The organism is Nocardiopsis flavescens, from assembly GCF_900141985.1.
Classification (GTDB): Bacteria; Actinomycetota; Actinomycetes; order Streptosporangiales; family Streptosporangiaceae; genus Nocardiopsis; species Nocardiopsis flavescens.
Map to the genome: position 1 here is coordinate 386,379 of NZ_FQZK01000001.1, position 18,263 is coordinate 404,641.

General features: G+C 76.3%; 14 protein-coding genes. 7 read left to right on the forward strand and 7 right to left on the reverse strand.

What is annotated here, in order from left to right:
* Positions 1 to 30: 30 nt before the first annotated feature.
* From BUE45_RS32350 to BUE45_RS01870, 4 genes are all read right to left on the reverse strand, one after another.
* Complete coding sequence (locus BUE45_RS32350) at positions 31 to 198, reverse strand: hypothetical protein (protein WP_178378422.1); 168 nt, start codon at positions 196 to 198, stop codon at positions 31 to 33.
* A 23-nt stretch (positions 199 to 221) separates the two neighbouring features.
* Entirely contained in the window at positions 222 to 1,229 is a 1,008-nt protein-coding gene (locus BUE45_RS01860) for a C40 family peptidase (RefSeq protein WP_073374229.1), read from the reverse strand.
* 455 nt (positions 1,230 to 1,684) lie between these two features.
* Positions 1,685 to 3,586, reverse strand: a complete 1,902-nt coding sequence (locus BUE45_RS01865; protein WP_073374231.1) for a S9 family peptidase — start codon at positions 3,584 to 3,586, stop codon at positions 1,685 to 1,687.
* Positions 3,587 to 3,775: 189 nt separating this feature from the next.
* Positions 3,776 to 4,258, reverse strand: coding sequence for an Rv3235 family protein (locus BUE45_RS01870; RefSeq protein ID WP_073374233.1), 483 nt, complete (start codon positions 4,256 to 4,258; stop codon positions 3,776 to 3,778).
* Between the two features lie 157 nt (positions 4,259 to 4,415).
* On the opposite strand from BUE45_RS01870, the gene BUE45_RS01875 reads away from it, so the two are divergent.
* The 5 genes from BUE45_RS01875 (at position 4,416) to BUE45_RS01895 (ending at position 11,667) form a co-directional block, all read left to right on the forward strand.
* Positions 4,416 to 5,228, forward strand: a complete 813-nt coding sequence (locus BUE45_RS01875) for a glycerophosphodiester phosphodiesterase family protein (RefSeq protein ID WP_073374235.1) — start codon at positions 4,416 to 4,418, stop codon at positions 5,226 to 5,228.
* Between the two features lie 13 nt (positions 5,229 to 5,241).
* Positions 5,242 to 6,630, forward strand: a complete 1,389-nt coding sequence (locus tag BUE45_RS01880; protein WP_073374237.1) for an MFS transporter — start codon at positions 5,242 to 5,244, stop codon at positions 6,628 to 6,630.
* Positions 6,631 to 6,747: 117 nt separating this feature from the next.
* On the forward strand, positions 6,748 to 9,807 hold the full coding sequence (locus tag BUE45_RS01885) for an SNF2-related protein (protein ID WP_073374239.1): 3,060 nt from the start codon (positions 6,748 to 6,750) through the stop codon (positions 9,805 to 9,807).
* A complete protein-coding gene (locus BUE45_RS01890) occupies positions 9,804 to 10,484 on the forward strand; it encodes a hypothetical protein (protein ID WP_073374241.1) in 681 nt (226 codons plus the stop codon). The genes BUE45_RS01885 and BUE45_RS01890 overlap by 4 nt, the downstream gene beginning before the upstream one ends.
* Positions 10,485 to 10,827: 343 nt before the next feature.
* Positions 10,828 to 11,667: an SAM-dependent methyltransferase gene (locus BUE45_RS01895; protein ID WP_073374243.1), complete on the forward strand. Its 840-nt coding sequence runs from the start codon at positions 10,828 to 10,830 to the stop codon at positions 11,665 to 11,667.
* 52 nt (positions 11,668 to 11,719) lie between these two features.
* Here BUE45_RS01895 and pcaD read toward each other — a convergent pair whose 3' ends face one another.
* The 3 genes from pcaD to BUE45_RS01910 all read right to left on the reverse strand — a co-directional run bounded on the left by pcaD (position 11,720) and on the right by BUE45_RS01910 (position 14,719).
* Positions 11,720 to 12,493: a 3-oxoadipate enol-lactonase gene (gene pcaD, locus BUE45_RS01900; RefSeq protein ID WP_073374245.1), complete on the reverse strand. Its 774-nt coding sequence runs from the start codon at positions 12,491 to 12,493 to the stop codon at positions 11,720 to 11,722.
* A 277-nt stretch (positions 12,494 to 12,770) separates the two neighbouring features.
* A complete protein-coding gene (locus tag BUE45_RS01905; RefSeq protein WP_073374247.1) occupies positions 12,771 to 13,694 on the reverse strand; it encodes a hypothetical protein in 924 nt (307 codons plus the stop codon).
* 5 nt (positions 13,695 to 13,699) lie between these two features.
* Positions 13,700 to 14,719 (reverse strand): methyltransferase, encoded by a 1,020-nt coding sequence (locus BUE45_RS01910; protein ID WP_073374249.1) that lies wholly within the window; start codon positions 14,717 to 14,719, stop codon positions 13,700 to 13,702.
* A gap of 203 nt (positions 14,720 to 14,922) precedes the next feature.
* On the opposite strand from BUE45_RS01910, the gene BUE45_RS01915 reads away from it, so the two are divergent.
* Positions 14,923 to 16,557 (forward strand): FAD-dependent monooxygenase, encoded by a 1,635-nt coding sequence (locus BUE45_RS01915; protein ID WP_073374251.1) that lies wholly within the window; start codon positions 14,923 to 14,925, stop codon positions 16,555 to 16,557.
* Between the two features lie 10 nt (positions 16,558 to 16,567).
* Entirely contained in the window at positions 16,568 to 17,812 is a 1,245-nt protein-coding gene (locus tag BUE45_RS01920) for a cytochrome ubiquinol oxidase subunit I (RefSeq protein WP_073374253.1), read from the forward strand.
* Positions 17,813 to 18,263: the final 451 nt, after the last annotated feature.

The following is an 18,263-nucleotide window of genomic DNA, read 5'->3' on the forward strand; positions in this document are numbered from 1 at the left end:
CGTGCGCGTTCGGGGCCGGGGCGCGGGGCCTCAGGGGCGCCGCTGCCCGCGGAGCATCGCCGCGCCCAGCAGGGCCAGGCCGACCACCAGGGCGGTGACCAGGAGCCAGACCAGCAGGCCCACCAGCACCGACAGCACCCACAGCAGCACCAGTGCGGCCGCGACGCCGGCGGCGACCTTGAGCAGGAGTCGTCCCATGGGCCGAAAGGATACGCGCCGGGTCAGCCGACGCGTACGGCGCCCGTGAACACGCCGTCCCAGTAGGCGGCCAGGGCCACCTCCTCCAGCGGCTTGGACGGGTTGGAGCCGTGGATCATCATCCCGTTGCCGGAGTAGATGCCCACGTGGCTCGGCGCCGACTCGCTGTAGAAGAACAGCAGGTCGCCCGGCTGCACCTGGTCGCGGGAGATCCGCGTCCCGGCGTTGACCTGGTCGTAGGTGGTGCGCGGCAGGCTCACGCCCGCCTGGGCCCAGGCCGCCTGCACCAGGCCGGAGCAGTCGTAGCCGTCCGGGCCGGTGCCGCCCCACACGTACGGCTTGCCGATCTGGGCGCGGGCGAAGTCCAGCACCGCCTGGACGTCCCCGGAGGCGGCCACGGCGCCGCCGTCCGAGGCGCCCGCCCCGGCGGTCCCCCCGGACGTGGGGTCGACACCGCCCAGGGCCTCCAGCACCTCGGCCTGCTCCTCCAGGGCCTCCTCGCCGCGCTCCTGGGCGGCCTCGGCCTCCTCCAGCGCGCCGGCGGCCTCCTCCTCGGTCTCGGCGGCGTCGGCGTGCAGGCGCTCGGCGTGCTCGACCTCCTCGATGTAGCCCGACAGCACGTCCTGCTGGCCGTCGGAGAGGTAGTCCAGGTCGGCGACGTTCTGGAGCGCGGCGTCGGGCGCTCCCCCGAACAGGACCGTGAAGGTGCTGTAGGGCGACTCGGTGTAGGCGACCTGGGCGATGCCGGCGACCTTGCCGGACATCTCCTCCAGCGTCTCCTCGGCACCGGCCAGCCGCTCCTCCAGCTCCTCCAGCTCGGCCAGGGCCGCCTCGTGGTCCTCCTCGGCCCGGTTGAAGGTCTCGTTGAGCCCGGACAGCTCCTCCTGGAGCGCCTCGTACCTCTCCCGGGCCTCCTCGGGGGTGGGCTCCGCGACGGCGACACCGGACGAGAGCACGACCGCGCCCAGCGCGGCGAAGCCGACCGTCGCGAAGCGGCGGCGGGCGGCGACGGGGTCAGGGTTGCGGGTCAAGACCGACTGCCTTCCTCCCACACCCGCCTACCGGCGCAGGGCATCCCGAAGGAGCGCCGCGCGGGCGCACAGGGGATGCGGGAGCGAGGGGGTCCCGGCGATGGAGAGGCCGGGCGTTCTGCGGCGGCCTCCGCCCGTGGGAAAAAGGAGTCGGGAGCGGGCGGAGTGCGGCGGCGCCGGGTGCCGTCGCCCTGGTGGCGACTCATGGGGGCGACCCGGTCTGAGGGAACAGTAATCGACCACCCGGACCGGACGCGACCCTTTCGTTACTTTCCCTTGGGCAACCTTCCGACCTGCGGGGTTGCTCCCCCGGGGCGGCAACGCCCGCCGGCGCGGGGGAACGGCTTCCTTCCCTGCCCGGCCAGGGCCCACCAAAACAAGGTCAAATCACCTGAAAATGTGACGTGCATCATGCGAACCGCGGGCGGGGGAGGCGGACCCCCCCGCCCCGACCGTCACAGGTGGCGCGACCACCAGTCCAGGATCGCGTCGAAACGCGCCACCCGGTGGCTGGGCAGGCCCGACCGGGACAGCTCGTGGCCCTCACCCGGGAACAGCAGCATCTCCGTCTCGGCCCCGCGGCCCTTGAGCGCCGCGAACAGGCGCTGGGCCTGCTCCACCGGGCACCGCCAGTCCTCCTCGGAGTGGATGATCAGCACCGGGATGTCGATCCGGTCCGCGTAGGTGAGCGGGCTCTGCTCCGCCCACGTCTGCGGCGGCCCGTACAGCGGCCGGGGGAACAGCGAGCCGATGTCGGAGGAGCCGCTGAAGCTGTCGATGGCGTTGACCGCGCGCTCGCTGATCGCCGCCCGGAAGCGGTCGCCGTGGTTGCCGGCGATCCACGTCGTCATGAACCCGCCGTGCGAGCCTCCCAGGACGCCCACCCGGGAGGGGTCCAGCCGGTCGTCCTCCAGCGCCCCGTCCAGGAACGCCAGCAGGTCGGTGGCGCTGACCTCGCCCACCGCGCCGATGATCGCCCGGCCGTGCTCCTGGCCGTAGCCCGAGGAGCCGCGCGGGTTGCACATGGCCACCGCGTATCCGGCCGACGCGTACACCTGCGCCTCGTCGAACAGCTGGTGCCCGTAGGGCGCGAAGGGGCCGCCGTGGATCATCAGCAGCACCGGGTGCGGGCCCTCGCCCTCGGGGACCGCCAGCCAGCCGTGCACCGGGTACCCGTCCGCGGCGTGCGCCACCAGCTCCTGGAGCGGCAGCGGGTCCACCCCGGCGGCCAGCGCCGTCAGCGGGCGCGCGCCCCGCTCAGACACCGCCACCAGCTCGCCGCTGCTGCGCCCGTCCGCCACCGCGGCCACGGTCACCCCGGCCGCCGAGGCGAACGCCTGCACCTGCACCTTGCCGGCGAGCACCTCGGCGGGCTCCCCGCCCGCGAACGGCACCCGGAGCAGGTCGACCGCACCGCGCCGCTCGGCGGTGGCCAGCACGCCCTCCGGGGTCACCTCCAGGGAGCCGACGAAGCGCGGGTCCTCCTCCGGGGTGAGGCGGGCCGGCGCCGCGGACCCGTCCGCGGGCACCGACCACACCGCCGTGGTCCGGCCCACGAAGTCCCGCAGGTCCTCGCCCAGCCGGTCGCCGAGGAAGTACACGGTGGAGCCGTCCGCGGAGTAGGCGGGCGCCCCGGCGCTCAGGGTCCCGTCGGTCACCCGGCGCGGCTTCGCGCCGGCCTCGGGCGCCGCCGCCCACAGGTCGCACACCAGGTCGGTGTCGTGGGAGGCGTGCAGGGAGGCGGCGAACACCAGCTCGCCGCCGTCCGGGCGCCAGGCCACGGGGCCCTCGTGGTCCAGGGGCCCGTCGGTGACCCGCACCGGCTCGCCGGCGTCCCCGGACGGGTCCACCGGCGCGGACACGAACACGTGGGAGGGCCGGTCGGTGAAGTAGCCCAGGCCGTCGACCCTGTGCTTGAGGCGGGTGATCCGGCGCGGCGGCTCCTTGCCCGGCTCCACGTCCACGTACCGGTCCTCCTCCGGCACCCGCGCCGTGTACGCCAGGCGGGTCGAGTCCGGGCTCCACACGGGGCTCCCCGCGCCCAGCGGGTGCGCGGTGACCGCCCACGCCTCCCCGCCGGAGGCGGGCAGGACGTGGATCTGCGGTCGCTTGTCGCCGTCCGGGCGCAGGAACGCGATCCAGCGGCCGTCGGGGGAGAACGCGGGCGAGCGGTCCCGGTCGCCGCGGGTCAGCCGGGCCGGCGCCGCCGAGCCGTCGGTGGGCACCGACCACAGGGACCCGAGGTAGGCGTCCTCCTCCAGGTCGGGGCGGACCACGGAGAACACGGCGCGCGCGCCGTCGGGGGACAGGGCCGGGGCCCCGACGGTGTGCAGGTGAACGATGTCAGTCGGCTTCATACATGTCGGCGCCCCGGCGCGGGGCGCCCCTCCTCGCTCCTCGGGCGGCGGGCCGCCGTTCGGCCCCGCCGCGTACCCGGCACGGCCGCGGGGGTACGGCCGGCCGTGTCCGTCGGGGGCGGATCCCGCCCCCCGGGGACACTATCCGCGCCCTCAGGTGAATATCCAGGGCATTGCGGACGCGGGACGTCACAGGAGTCCGTCGGTCTCCAGGTCGGTGCACACCCACACCCCGTCCCGGCGGCGCGCGCGGAACGCGAAGACCCGGGCCCGCAGGTCGCAGGCGATCACGGCGCTGGCCTCCAGGCCGTCGCCCGACCGCTGGTGGAACACCCGCTCCAGCCGGGGCGCCGACCCGCACGGCAGCGCGCCGCGCAGCCGCCGCAGCTGTTCGCGCACCGCGACGGCCACCCGGCCCCGCAGGGCCTCGGGGGTGCGCCTGCCCACCAGCACCTCCGCCACCTGCTGCGCCAGCAGGTGGACCTCTCCGGGGGTGCGGTGCCCCTCCAGCGGGGCGTGGCGGCGGCCCGGGGGCACCCGGCGCGGCGGGGTGCGCGCCGGGGTCGCCGCGGGCCGGTGGGGTGCGTGCGCGGCGGAGCGGCGGGCGTGCGGCGCCCGGTCGCCCGCGCAGATCCGGCGCGGGCAGCGGTGACGGTCGGACGAGTGGGACATGAACGTTCTCCTGCCCTGGGGACGACAGCGGGTCTCACCCGGCCACAGAGCACCCGCGCGCACGCCCGCCCCACCTGGCGTACCAGGTTTCCGGTCCGCGTCCCCCCGGCCCGCCGCCCGCCGACGGGCGCCCGCCCCAGGCGGCATACTTCCTAACGTGACTCACGCGTACCTTTCCTCCCCCGTCCCCGTAGCCCTCGCCCACCGGGGCGGGTGGATCACCGACGACCGGGGGGTGCGCCGCACCGAGCTGGAGAACACCGCGGCCGCCTTCCAGCACGCCGTGGACCTGGGCTACACGTACCTGGAGACGGACGTGCACGCCACCGCCGACGGCGTGCTCACCGCGTTCCACGACGCCACCCTGGACCGCGCCACCGACGGGTCCGGCGCCATCGCCGACCTGCCCTACCGCGAGGTCGCGCGCGCCCGTGTGGGCGGGAGCGAGCCCGTGCCGCTGCTGGAGGACCTGCTCGGGAGCTGGCCGGGGGCGCGGTTCAACATCGACCTCAAGGCCGACGGGGCCGTGGCGCCCCTCATCGACGTGCTGCGCCGCACCGGCGCCTGGGACCGGGTGTGCGTGGGCTCCTTCGACCAGCGCCGCCTGGACCGGGCCCGCGCCCTCTTCCCGCGGCCCGTCGCCACCTCCTGCGGCCCGGTGGACGTGGCCCGGCTGCGCGCGGCCTCCCTGGTCCCCGTGCTGCGCCCGCTCGCCCCGGGCGCCCCGCAGTGCGCGCAGATCCCGCTGCGCCACGGCTCGTTCCCGGTGCTGAGCCGCGACCTCATCCGGACCGCCCACCGGCTCGGGATCCAGGTCCACGTGTGGACCGTCAACGAACCGGAGGTGATGGACCGCCTGCTCGACGCGGGCGTCGACGGGATCGTCACCGACAACACCACCGCGCTGCGGGAGGTGCTGATCCGCCGCGGCCGCTGGACCGGCGGCCGGGCCAGAGCGCACAACGGATAGGAAAGCCCCCACCATGACCGGACCCTCCCCGGAGGCCGCCGCGCACTCCGGCCCCTCCCCCGACCCCGCCCGGCGCAGGCGCGAGCAGCGCGGCTGGTACCTGTACGACTGGGCGAACTCGGTGTTCATCACCTCGGTGGTGACCGTGCTCATCGGCCCCTACCTGAGCGGCCTGGCCTGCTCCTCGGTGGGCGCCGACACCGCGGCGGCCTGTCTGGACCCCGGCCTGTCCCTGGGGCTGTTCGGACTGCACCCCAACGCGCTGTACCCGGCGCTGACCACGGCCGCCATCCTCATCCAGATCCTGCTGCTGCCGCTGTTCGGCGCGATGGTCGACCACTCGCGGCACAAGAAGCGGTGGCTGTTCTGGACCGCGTTCGCGGGGTCCTCGGCGACGCTCGGCCTGTACTTCGCCACCGACGGCTACCTGGCCGCCTCGGTGCTGTTCCTGCTGGCCAACCTGCTGTACGGCTTCTCGATCGTCGTCTACCACGCGTTCCTCCCGGAGATCTCCACCGCAGACGAGCGCGACCGGGTGTCGGTGGCCGGCTGGGGCATCGGCTACCTGGGCGGGGCGGTGCTGCTGGTCGCGCACCTGCTGCTGGTGGTCAACGCCGAGGCGCTGGGACTGGGCGCCGCGGACGCCGCCCGGATCGCGTTCGCGTCCTGCGGCCTCTGGTGGGTGGGCTTCACGGTCCTGTCGCTGCGGCCGCTGCGCAACCGCTACGGCGCGCTGGCCACCGGCGGTCCGCCCCGGATGGGCGCGTCCCTGCGGCAGTTCGGGCGCACGCTCAAGGACATGCGCAAGTACCCCAACACCGTGCTGTTCCTGCTGGCCTTTATTTTCTTCAACGACGGGGTGCAGGCGGCCATCCGCTACGCCGCCCCCTTCGCCACCCAGGACCTGGGCCTGGACCAGGACACGCTGATCGTGACGATCCTCATCATCCAGTTCGTGGCCTTCGCCGGCGCCTTCGCCACCGGCCGGGTCTCCCGGACCCTGGGGCCCAAGAACACGGTCCTGGCGACGCTGGTGGTCTGGGGCGGCCTGGTGGCGGCGGCGTACTTCCTGCCCGCGGGCAACGTGCCGCTGTTCATGACGCTGGGCGTGGGCATCGGCCTGGTGCTGGGCGGCACGCAGTCGCTGGCGCGGTCGCTGTTCTCCCAGCTCATCCCCAAGGGCCGGGAGGCGGAGTACTTCAGCCTGTACCAGATCTCCGACAAGGGGTCGACGTTCCTGGGGTCGCTGGCGGTGACCGTCGCGGTGTCGCTGACCGGCGGCTACCGGGTGGCGGTGCTGTCACTGATCGTGTTCTTCATCGTCGGCGGCGTCCTGCTGTGGCGCACGCGGATGCGCCAGGGCATCATCGACGCGGGCAACGAGGTCCCCGAGCGCCTCTGACACCCCCGTGCGCACCCGAGGGCCCCGGCACCGCCGGGGCCCTCTTGCGCGCCCGCGGCGGGCGGGGTGTCTCAGGGGGCCGCGATACTGGGGGGCGCGACGCGAACGGGGGGACGGATGCGGGTGCTGCACGGCGTGTGGGACCGGGACGCGCTGGTGGTGTGGGGCGAGGCCGGGGAGCGGGACACCGGGGAGGCGGCCGGGGAGCGGCCGCACCCCTTCGCGCTCGGGCACCGGGCGCTGGCGGCGCTCGTTCCCGGCGGGGGCCGAACCGCCGTGCTGGAGCTGCGGCTGCCCGGCACGACCGCCGCACCGGACCGGTCCGCCGGCGCGTCCGGCGAGCCCGCCGCCTTCCACACCTGGACCGTGCCCGCCGTGCGGCTGGACCCCGGGGCCGCCGACCGGCTGCTCGGCGCCCTGCCCGCCGGGGCGGGGCCCTCCCTGCGGCACCTGGCCGCGGTGCACGCCTTCGCCCGCGCCCTGGTGGACGCCGGATGCGTGCTTCCCGACCTGGTCGGCTCCCCGCCCCGGGCCCGCTGGCGCCCCGTCCCCGCCTCCTGGGCCGAGGAGCACCTGGCGGCGCTCACCGCGGCGCTGCCCGCCTCCGCGCGGGCCCACCTGCCCGGGGCCTCCGCCGACGCCGCCGCCCGCTCCTGCGTGCTGGCCCCCCTGGAGCTGCTCACCGACGCGGTGGCGCGGCGCACCGCCCGCCCGTCGCCCTCCACCACCCTCAACGGAGGCCTCCGGCCGCAAACCCCCCACCCGTCACCCTCCACCACCCCCAACGGAGGCCCCCGGCCGCAAACCCCCCACCCGTCACCCTCCACCACCCCCAACGGAGGCCCCCGGCCGCAAACCCCCCACCCGGAGCCCGGCCCCGGGGAGCGGCTGGCCGCGGCCCTGACCGGGGCGGACGCGGCCCTGGACCCGGCCACGGCCGACCGCCTGCGCCCCGCGCTCAAGGAGTGGCGCTCCCGGGTGCGCGGCGCGGGCCGCGCCGGGCTGGTGTTCCTGCTGCGCGAGCCCGACCGCGCCACCCCCTGGACCGTGGAGTTCTGGGTGCGGTCGGTGGCCGACCCCGGGCTGCGCCTGCCCCTGGAGGAGGTGTGGTCGGGCGAGGGCGCCGCCTGGCTGCCCGCCGACGTGTCCGTCACCGCCCTGGCCGACCTGCGCCGCGCCGCCCGCCACCACCCCCTGCTCGGCCGGGCGCTGCGCGACCTGGCCCCCTCCCGCCTGCTGCTGAGCGTGGAGGACGCCCAGCGGTTCGTCGCCGAGGCCGCGCCCGCGCTGGCCGCCGCCGGGTTCGGGGTGGTCCTGCCCGAACTCCGCAAGGGGCCCCGCGTGGCCCTGCGCATGACGGCCGAGCCCGTCAGGGGCCGCAAGGGCACCGGCGGCATCGGCCCCTCCGACATCGTCGGCGTCTCCTTCGAGGCGGTCCTGCGCGGCGGCCCCGACGGCACGTCCGAGCCCCTCACCGAGGAGGAGCTGGCCGAGCTGGCCGAACTCGCCCGCCTCAAGCGCTCCCTGGTGCGGGTGCGCGGCCGGTGGACCCAGCTGGACCCCGAGCGCCTGGGGGCCGCCCTGGAGTGGATCTCCTCCCGCGGGCGCCGGATGCGCCCCGACGAGGCGGTGCGCGCCGCCGTCGGCGCGGACGGGGCGCCGCCGCTCCCGGTCGAGGAGGTGGTGGCCCCCGGCCCCCTGGGCGCCCTGTTCGACGGCTCGGCCGCCGCCGACCTGCGCCCGCTGGGCACCCCCGACGGGTTCGGGGCGCGGCTGCGCCCCTACCAGGACCGCGGCGCCTCCTGGCTGCGGTTCCTGGGAGAACTGGGCCTGGGCGCGGTCCTGGCCGACGACATGGGCCTGGGCAAGACCGTCCAGCTGCTGGCCCTGCTCACCGACGCCCGCCCCGCGGACACCGGGCCCACCCTGCTGGTCTGCCCGGTGTCCCTGGTCGGCAACTGGCGGCGCGAGGCCGAGCGGTTCGCCCCCGGGCTGCGCGTGCACGTCCAGCACGGCCCCGACCGCCCGCACGGCAACGCCCTGGCCCGCCTGGTGGGCTCCTGCGACCTGGTCGTCACCACCTACGGCGTGGTCTCCCGCGACACCGAAGAGCTGGCGGGCCTGCCCTGGCAGCGCCTGGTGTGCGACGAGGCCCAGGCCCTGAAGAACCACGACACCCTCCAGGCCAAGGCGGTGCGCTCCCTGCCCGCCCGCACGCGCATCGCGCTCACCGGCACCCCGGTCGAGAACGACCTGGAGGAGCTGTGGTCGATCCTGGACTTCGCCAACCCGGGCCTGCTCGGCTCGGCGGCGGCGTTCCGCGAGGCCGTGGCCGGGGAGGACGGGCCCGACACCGCGCGGGTGCGGCGGATGACCGGCCCGTTCGTGCTGCGCCGCCTCAAGACCGACCGGTCGATCATCGCCGACCTGCCCGAGAAGGTGGAGATGCGCACCTGGTGCACCCTCACCCCCGAGCAGGCGTCGCTGTACAAGGCCGTGGTGGAGGAGATGACGGAGCGGCTGCGCGAGGCCGACGAGCGCGAGCGCAAGGGCCTGGTGCTGGCGACCATGACCCGGCTCAAGCAGGTCTGCAACCACCCCGCCCAGTTCCTGGGGGACGGGTCGGCGCTGGCGGGCCGCTCGGGCAAGCTGGACCGGCTGGAGTCGATCCTGGGCGAGGCGGCGGCCGAGGGCGACAAGGCCCTGTGCTTCACCCAGTACGCGAGGTTCGGCGACCGGCTGGCCCCCTACCTGCGCGCGCGGCTGGGGGTACCGGTGCTGTGGCTGCACGGCGGCACCCCGCGCGCCGAGCGCGAGGAGATGACCGCCCGCTTCCAGTCCATGGACGGCCCGGCCGTGTTCCTGCTCTCGCTCAAGGCGGCGGGCACCGGCCTCAACCTCACCGCCGCCAACCACGTGGTGCACGTGGACCGCTGGTGGAACCCGGCCGTGGAGGACCAGGCCACCGACCGCGCGTTCCGGATCGGGCAGCGGCGCGACGTGCAGGTCCGCAAGATGGTGTGCGTGGGCACCGTGGAGGAGCGGGTGGACGAGATGATCGAGCGCAAGAGCGCCCTGGCCCGGGGCGCGGTGGCGACCGGCGAGGCGTGGCTGGCCGGGTTGTCGGTGGACGACCTGCGCGAGGTGGTGCGCCTGGCGCCGGAGGCGGTGGCGTGAGCTGGTCGGCGGAGGTGGAGCGGTGGCTGGGGCCCGTGCTGCCCGGGCCGGTGGAGCGGCTGGCGGTGCGCCCGGGCGAGGTGACCGCCCGGGTCGGCGGGTTCGAGGTGAGCCTGATCCGCTCGGTGCCCGACGACGCCCTGTGGGACCGGGTGTGCGCGGCCCTGGCCTCCCAGGAGGTGTTCCGGGCGCGGGTGCTGGCCGGGGAGCTGCCGGTGCCGGTGGAGCGGGTGTGCGCGATGTTCGGGGTCGACCTGGTGCCGCGGGGGTGGGAGGCCCTGGTGGCGACCTGCTCCTGCGACCGCTGGGACGGGGTGTGCGCGCACCTGCGCACGGCGGCCGCGGCCCTGGGCGCGCAGGCCGACCGGGACCCCTTCTCGCTCACCCGGTGGGCGGGGCCGGACAAGGCGGAGCTGCGCACCCGGGTCATGGCGGCGGGCGGCATAAAAGGACCTTCGACAGCACACGAGACACCCCGGGATAATGCCTCTGAGGCGATAATCGGGGACCCCGGCCTCCCCACCGGCCACTCCCCCGACTCCGCAGCGGCGTTCTGGTCCGCGCCTTCCCCGCCGCCCCCCGTGGATATACCCTCGGGAGCCGGGGATCGCGTCAGGGCAGCGGCTCCGGGGGCGCTCGCCGACGAACTCCCGCCATTCCCGCGCCCGGGAACGTGAAAACGGGACGATCGAATACGCGATTTCGGATTTCCTCAGGAAAACACCGGTGGGAAGGGACGCGGGCGGTTACGATTCGGCAGAACATCACGTCGCACGGCGTGACGGATTCCCGCGGAGGAAAACGGGGACCGCTTCCGGCGCGGACGCCGCCGCGCCGCCCGAGCAACAGGAGGTCGACGATGCCGGTCCGCAGCCCCGCAGCGCGCGGCCTCCGCCCCTTCCGTCCGGGCCCTCTCACCCGTGACACCGTCCCCGTCCGCGACGACCGCACCCACACCCAGAAGGAGGCAGGGGCGCCCTCCGCCCGGCGGAGGCCGCCGGGCGACGCCCCGGACCGCTCATGGCCGACCGCTTCCCGCCCGACATCGACATGGAGACCCCCAGCGTCGCCCGGATGTACGACTACCTGCTCGGCGGCAAGGACAACTTCGAGGTGGACCGCAAGGCCTGCGACGTCCTCCTGGCCCAGCTGCCGGAGTTCCTGTCCCTGTCCCACCAGAACCGGGCCTTCCTGACCCGGGCCGTGGAGTACGCCGCCTCCCGGGGCATCGACCAGTTCCTCGACCTGGGGGCCGGCCTGCCCACGGCGGACAACACCCACCAGGTCGCCCAGCGCGCCTCACCGGGCGCCCGGGTGCTGTACGTGGACAACGACCCGATCGTCATCGCGCACGGCAGGGCGCTGCTGGCGGGCGGCCGAGGCGCGGACTTCCTCATGGCCGACATCTCGCAGGGCGTGGAGCCGGTGCTGGCCGACGCCCGCGCCGGCGGCCTGCTGGACACCGACCGCCCGATGGGCGTGATGCTGGTGTCGATGCTGCACTGCATCCCCGACGCCGCCGACCCGTTCGGGATGGTGTCCCGGCTGATGGAGCACGCGGCCCCGGGGTCCGTCCTGATCTACTCGCACATCGTGTCCGACGACCCCGAGACCGCCCGGTGGGTCACCGACAAGATGCTCTCGTTCGGCACCCCGTGGGGGCGGGTGCGCTCCCCGCAGGAGGCGGCGGTCGCCTTCGAGGGGCTGGAGAAGGTGAGCGCCTGGTCCGACGGCCGCTCCGAGGAGCCGCGGGCGGTGGACTGCGCCAGCTGGCGCCACCCCGAGATCGCCCCGCGGACCCGGCCGGGCGACCTGACGGTGAAGCTGTGGGAGTACTCGGGGGTCGCGGTCAAGCCGTGAACGGCGGGCCCCGCCGGACGGCTCCGGCGGGGCCGGTGAGGGGCCGGTCCCCTCACTCCCCCGCGCGCAGGTGCCGCAGGAGCAGCGCGTTCACCTCGTCCGGGCGCTGCCACGACACCAGGTGGGCGGTGTCGGGCAGGGTGGTGTAGGCGGCGTCGGGCAGCAGCCGGGCGATCACGTCGGCGTGCTGCGCGGGCGGGGTGGAGGGGTCCTCGGCCCCGGCCACCAGCAGGGTGGGCGCGGTGACGCCGGGCAGGCCCCCGCGCACGTCGTACCCGGCCACGGCCTCGCAGCAGCCCGCGTACCCCTCGGGGTCGGTGGCGGCGACCTGCGCGCGCAGGACGGCGACGTCCCCGGGGCGGTCCCGGGCGAACTCCGGGGTGAACCAGCGGCCCACCACGGCGTCGGCGACGGCGGCGGTGCCCTCGGCGCGCACCAGGGCCGCCCGCTCCAGCCAGGGCCCGGCCGGGCCGGTGTGGGGCGAGGTGGCCAGCAGGGCCAGCCGGTCGAGGCGGTCGGGGTGGTGGACCGCCAGCCACTGGCCCACCATCCCGCCGATGGACAGGCCCGCGTAGTGGGCGCGGGCCAGCCCCAGGCGGTCCAGCAGGGCCACCACGTCACCGGCCAGGTCGGCCATGGTGTAGGGGCCGGGCGGGACCGGGGAGCCGCCGTGGCCGCGGTGGTCGAAGCGGATCACGCGGAACGCGGTGGACAGCGCCGCGACCTGCGGCTCCCACATGGCGGTGGTGGTGCCCAGGGAGCCGCCGAGCAGCAGCGGGGGCGCGTCGGGGGGTCCGCTCTCGACGTGGTGCAGGTCGACGCTCATGGGTTCGTGTCCCCTTCCGTGGCGGTGTCCGGCTGGGGCCCCATCCTGCCAGCGCCCCCGGGGGTGCCGCGGCACCGGCGCGGTCGTGCGGCAGGAGACCGCCGCAGGCCGGGCGACTCCCTCCCAGGACACCGCCGGCACCCGGGCCCACCACCGGCGCGGTACGGCCCCCTGCGCCGGGCGGTGGAAGACCGCCGCCGACCGCGGGCCGCGCGACCTCCGCCCGGAACACCGCGGCCCCGCGCCCGGTCGGCGGACCGGGCGCGGGGCCGCGGCCTCAGGCCAGGCCGACCAGGCGGGACATGCCCTGGAGGGCGTGGTTGATCCCCGTCTCGTGGTCGACGGTGAACGAGAACAGCGCGTGCGGGCCCGGGGCGAACTCCGTGTGCAGCACGGCCCGCCGCCCCGCGCCGAGCGGCGCCATGCCCACCGGCCGGCCGAGCATCGGCTGCACGGGCGGCTCGCGCCCGTCGCGCAGGGCCTCGAAGTAGGCGCGCACGTCCTCCTCCGTCGTCCCCGGGACCACCGGGACGAGCATCGCCTCCTGCGGGGTGGCGGTGGTGTTGACGACGGTGAGGGCCCCGCCCGCGGGCGGCGACCCGGCGACCGCGAACTCCTTGCCGCCCGCCCCGTCGTGGTGGACGATCGCCGCGGGCGCCCAGGGGCGGCCCGCGACGGCGCCGCGCACGGCCCGGACGGTGCGCACCACGGGCGGTCCCGGGCTGGCGTAGCCGTAGTTGACCAGCACGTACTCACCCGGAGTGAGGACCTGGGTGAACCCGGCCCCCGTCGCGGCCGACACCACGGCCCCGCCCAGGTTGTCCGCCGCCGCGGAGACCGCGCGGGCCGCGGCGGCCCGCTCCTGCGGGTCCTGGGCGCCGGTGCCGGCCAGGAGCGCCAGGTACTCGTCGACGCCGACGCCCTCGGCCAGGCGCACCAGCAGCAGCGAGCGGCCCTCCTCGGCGGGGGTGGTCACGTGGAACGTGACGGCCCCGCAGGGGACGCGCTCGGGCACGTCGAGGGTGTCGGGTTCCAGGACCACCTCGATCGGCCCGGCCGCGGCCTCCCCGGCGAACGCCGCGGACCCGCCCGGCAGCAGCACCGCGGCGCCGGCCAGCGCCGCCCCGGCGAGCACCCGCCGCCGGGTGGGGCCGCGGTCCCCCGCGTCCGCGGCGCCCTCCGTCCCGTCCTGTGCGAACACGCCCCTCACCCCTTCGCCTTGCGCGCCACCACGACCGAGTCCACGCCCACCAGCGGCGCGACGGTCACGTCCTCGAACCCGGCCGCGGCGAGCCAGGCGCGGCACTCCCGGGGCGTGTACTCCGAGCCGCCCGGCGTGACCAGCCGCATGTTGAGGCTGCGCAGCAGGTTGGCCGGCTCGTCGCGGCCGTCGCCCACCAGCGCGTCGTAGACGACGACGCGCCCGCCCTCCGGGAGCGCGTCGTGCGCGCGGCGCAGCAGGCGGACCCGGGCCTCGTCGTCCCAGTCGTGCAGGACGTGCCCGAACACCATCACCTCGGTCTCGGGCAGCGGGTCGGCGAAGAAGTCCGCCGGGTGGAAGTCGACCTTGCCGGTCAGCCCCAGGCGCTCCATGTGCTCGTCGAAGAGGGGCTGGACCGGTGGCAGGTCCAGGCACCCGGCCCGCAGGTGCGGGTGGGCCCGGACCAGGTCGGCGGCCAGGTTGCCGCGCGCGCCGCCGACGTCGACGAACGAGGTGTGCCCGGACCAGTCGAGGGCGTCGGCCAGGGCGGGGCCGATCTCGGCGTTGTTGGCGTCCATGGCCGCCATGAACCGGCGCAGGGCGTCCTGGTCGCCGTAGAAGCGCTGGAAGTCCTGGCCGCCCCTGTGCGCCTGCTGGTCCCCGGTGCGCAGCAGGGAGGTGAGGTCGCCCCAGATCCGGTAGCGCCAGGCCAGCAGGCGCAGCCGCCCGGTGAGGGAGCCCGGCCCGTCGGCGGCCAGGTGGCGGGCGGCGGCCCCGCCGTTGCGGTACTCGTCCCCGTCCCGCCGGAGCAGGCCCAGGCCCACCAGGGAGTCGAGGAAGTCCGCGGCGGCGCGGGGGTGCAGGCCGAGCCGGTCCCGCAGGGCCTCCCCGGTGAGCGGCCCCTCGGCCAGGGTCGCGAACAGGTCCAGTTCGACCGCGCTCAGCAGGGCCCGGGACGCCCAGAACCCCTGGGCGAGCTCCATGATCCCGGCCGTGCCGGTCGTGTCGTCGACGGTCATGCCCATGCTCTCGGCTCCTTCTGTCGCTGGGCGCCGCCCCGCACGGGGGGCGCGGGGCACGGACGAACCGTCGCAGACCCCGGTCGTCGCCCGATCGACTCCGGCTGGTGCCGCCCGGCGCGACGACGGAACCTTGAGCGTTCCTCGAAGGGCACTACAGCGGCGGTTGCGAGCCTGGGCCGGATACCACCATCGGAAGGGGTGCGCCCGTGTACGAGGAGTCGACACCGGTCCTCATCATCGGCGGCGGGCTCGTGGGCCTGTCCGCGTCGCTGTTCCTGTCCTGGCGGGGGGTGCCCTCCGTCCTGGTGGAGCGCCACCCCGGCACGTCGGTCCACCCGCGGGCCTGGGGGCTCTACCCCCGCACGCTCGAACTGCTGCGCGCGGCGGGGGTGGAGAAGGAGGTCATGGCCGAGAGCGCGGGGTTCGCCGGGCACGTGCTCAACGGCCGGGTGGAGTCCCTGGCCGGGGCGGAGATCGCGGTGGGGCGCATCCCCGAGCCGGACGACGTCGGGGCGATCAGCCCGGTCGAGCGGATCGTGTCTCTGAGCCAGGACCGGGTGGAGCCGATCCTGCTGGAGCGGGCGCGCCGCCGGGGGGCCGACGTGCGGTTCGGCACCGAGGTCCTGGACCTGGACCCGGGGGAGGACGGGGTCGCCGTCCGGGTGCGGGACCGCGCCACGGGGCGGGAGTCCGTCCTGCGCGCCGGGTATGTGATCGCGGCCGACGGGGCGCACGGCGCGACCCGGGAGCGGGCCGGGATCGGGCGGCGGGGCCGGGGGGTGCTGCGCCACCAGATGAGCGTGCTGTTCGACGCCGACCTGGCCGGGCCGCTGCGCGGGCGCCGGTTCGCCGTCTGCCAGGTGGCCAACGACCGGGTGGAGGGGGTGCTGGGGCACGACGACAGCCTGACCCGGGGCACCCTCATCGTCACCTACCGGCCCGAGCGGGGCGAGTCCCCGGGGGACTTCACCGAGGAGCGGTGCGCCGGGCTGGTGCGGGCGGCGCTGGGCGTGCCGGACGCGCGGGTGGGGGTGCGCCAGATCCTGCCCTGGGAGATGGCGGCGCTGACCGCCGAGCGGTTCCGGTGGGGGCGGGTGTTCCTGGCCGGGGACGCCGCGCACCTCATGCCGCCGGTGGGCGGCTACGGCGCCAACTGCGGCGTCCAGGACGCCTACGACCTGGCGTGGAAACTGGAGGCGGTGACGGAGGGCACCGCTCCCCCGGAACTGCTGGACACCTACGACGAGGAGCGCCGCCCGGTCGCCGAGGCGACCGTACGCCAGGCGGTGGCCCGGCTGGCGGTGCGCTCGGGGCGGCGACCCGCGGGCCCGGACCTCGCCGAGCCGCTGGCGGTGACCTTCGGCTACCGCTACCGGTCCTCGACCGTGCGGGACGGGGACGGCCCCGCCCACGGGGACGGCGGGGAGGGGGCGGACGGGTTCGTGCACCCCGCGCTGCTGTCGGGGCGCCCGGGGACGCGGGCGCCGCACCTGTGGGTGCGGGTGGACGGGGCCCGGGTGTCGACCCTGGACCTGTTCGGCCCGCGCCCGGTGCTGCTGGCCGGGTCGGCGGGGGTGGAGCGGGCCGGGGACCTGCGGGCGCTGGCGGAGCGGCTGGGGGTGCCGCTGGACGTGTACGTGCTCGGGCGGGACGTCCTCGCGCAGGACGGGGCCGACCCGCACGCGGCGTTCGGGATCGGCCCGCAGGGGATGTCGCTGGTGCGGCCGGACGGGTTCGTGTCGCACCGCTCCCCCGCGGGCGGGCTCGCGGACTCGGCGGTGGCCGGGGCCCTGGCCCGGATGCTGCGCCGGGTGCCCGTCGACGTGCCGACCGGGCTGTGAGGGGTGCGCCGTGTCCGACGCGTCCCTGGACCTGCTGCGGCTGCAGTTCGCGCTGACCGCCGGGATCCACTACCTCTTCGTCGCGCTGACCCTGGGGTTGGCGCCCTTCGTGCTGTGCGTGCAGGCCCGCGCGGTGTGGACCGGCGACGCCGCCCGGATGCGGGCGGTGCGCTTCTGGGGCGGCCTGTACGTCATCGGGTACGGCACGGGGGTGCTCTCCGGCCTGGTGATGGAGACGCAGCTGGCCCTGAACTGGTCGGGGCTGAACCGCGTGTTCGGCTCGGTGGTCGCCGCGCCGCTGGCGATCGAGACGGCGGCGGCGTTCTTCGTCGAGTCGGCGTTCCTGGGGCTGTGGGTGTTCGGCTGGGACCGGATGGGGCGGTGGGCGCACCTGGGCTGCTTCGCGGTGGTCACCGGGACCGCCTACCTGTCCGCGTTCTGGGTGATGGCGGCCAACGGGCTGCTGCGCAACCCGGTGGGGTTCGAGATGCGCGGCGGTGAGGCGGTGCTGACCGACCCGCTGGCGGTGGCGTTCAACCCGTCGGGGCTGCTGGGCTTCGCGCACACGGCGGTGACGGCTCTGTTCGTGGGCGGGCTGTTCGTGGCGGCGGTGAGCGCCCGCCACGTGCTGCGCGGCACCGACGCGGACGGGGTGTTCCGCCGGGGGGTGCGCACGGGCCTGGTGCTGGTGATGGCGGCGGTCGCGCCGGTCGCGGTCACCGGGGGGACCCAGTTCCGGTTCACCGAGGGGCCCACGCCCACGACCGGGCTGACCTATGACGAGGCGGGCATCGCCGCGGTCGAGGCGGCCTGGGAGCCCTCCTACGGGTGGATCTGGGACGTGGCCGGCGGCACGATGACGGTGGTGTGGGAGCTGGTGGTCCTGCTGTGCCTGGTGGGGGCGGTGGCGTGGATCGCGCGCCGGCTCGACCGGTGGCGGTGGTTCCTGTGGGTGCTGGTGTTCTCGCCGGTGCTGCCGTGGGCGGCGAGCGTGGGCGGGTGGGTGTACCGCGAGCTGGGCCGCCAGCCGTGGACGGTCACCCACCACCTGACCACGGCGGAGGCGGTGACCCCGATGTCGGCGGGGGCGGCCGTGGTGTCGCTGTGCGTTTTCGTGTCGGCGTACGCGCTGCTGGCCGGGGCCACGGCGTGGTGGCTGGTCCGGGTGGCCCGGCTGGGGGTGGGGCGCGGTCCGCTGCGCGAGCCCGACCAGGGCCCGCCCGCGGAGGAGGGCCGGGAGCCGGTGCGCTTCTGACCGCCCCCGCAGCGCGGCGGGGGCGGGGGCGCCGGACGGGGTCCCGCCGCGGGGCGGGGCCCCGTCCGGCGTGCGGGGCCCGGACCCCGGCGGCGGGCGCGAGACACCGGGAGGCGGGCCTCTGTCCGGAAGGGCGCGGCGCGCGGAACCGGGCCGGTCGGCCCCCTCCCGGCCGACGCGCCGGGACGGGGCCGCAAAAGACACCACGCGGCCGGGCGCCGTCCGGGCGGGGGTACGCGGCGCGGACGCCGGGGCCCGGTGCGCGGCGGCCCCGGGGAGGGCAGGGCGCGGCGCGGGCCGCGTCCCCGGACGGGGCACCGGGGGGCGCGGACGCGGCGGCGCCCCGCACACACGGCCGCTCCACTCTGTCCCGGAAGGGGCGACGGCCGCGCCCCGGGAGTGGTGTGGCCTTCCCACGACCGTGCCCTTGCAGGTCATCGCGATCGTTGTC

Coding starts and splice junctions, on each gene's coding strand:
- BUE45_RS32350 (WP_178378422.1), bottom strand. CDS start 198: ATGGGACGACTCCTGCTCAAGGTCGCCGCCGGCGTCGCGGCCGCACTG.
- BUE45_RS01865 (WP_073374231.1), bottom strand. CDS start 3,586: ATGAAGCCGACTGACATCGTTCACCTGCACACCGTCGGGGCCCCGGCC.
- BUE45_RS01870 (WP_073374233.1), bottom strand. CDS start 4,258: ATGTCCCACTCGTCCGACCGTCACCGCTGCCCGCGCCGGATCTGCGCG.
- BUE45_RS01880 (WP_073374237.1), top strand. CDS start 5,242: ATGACCGGACCCTCCCCGGAGGCCGCCGCGCACTCCGGCCCCTCCCCC.
- BUE45_RS01885 (WP_073374239.1), top strand. CDS start 6,748: ATGCGGGTGCTGCACGGCGTGTGGGACCGGGACGCGCTGGTGGTGTGG.
- BUE45_RS01895 (WP_073374243.1), top strand. CDS start 10,828: ATGGCCGACCGCTTCCCGCCCGACATCGACATGGAGACCCCCAGCGTC.
- pcaD (WP_073374245.1), bottom strand. CDS start 12,493: ATGAGCGTCGACCTGCACCACGTCGAGAGCGGACCCCCCGACGCGCCC.
- BUE45_RS01910 (WP_073374249.1), bottom strand. CDS start 14,719: ATGGGCATGACCGTCGACGACACGACCGGCACGGCCGGGATCATGGAG.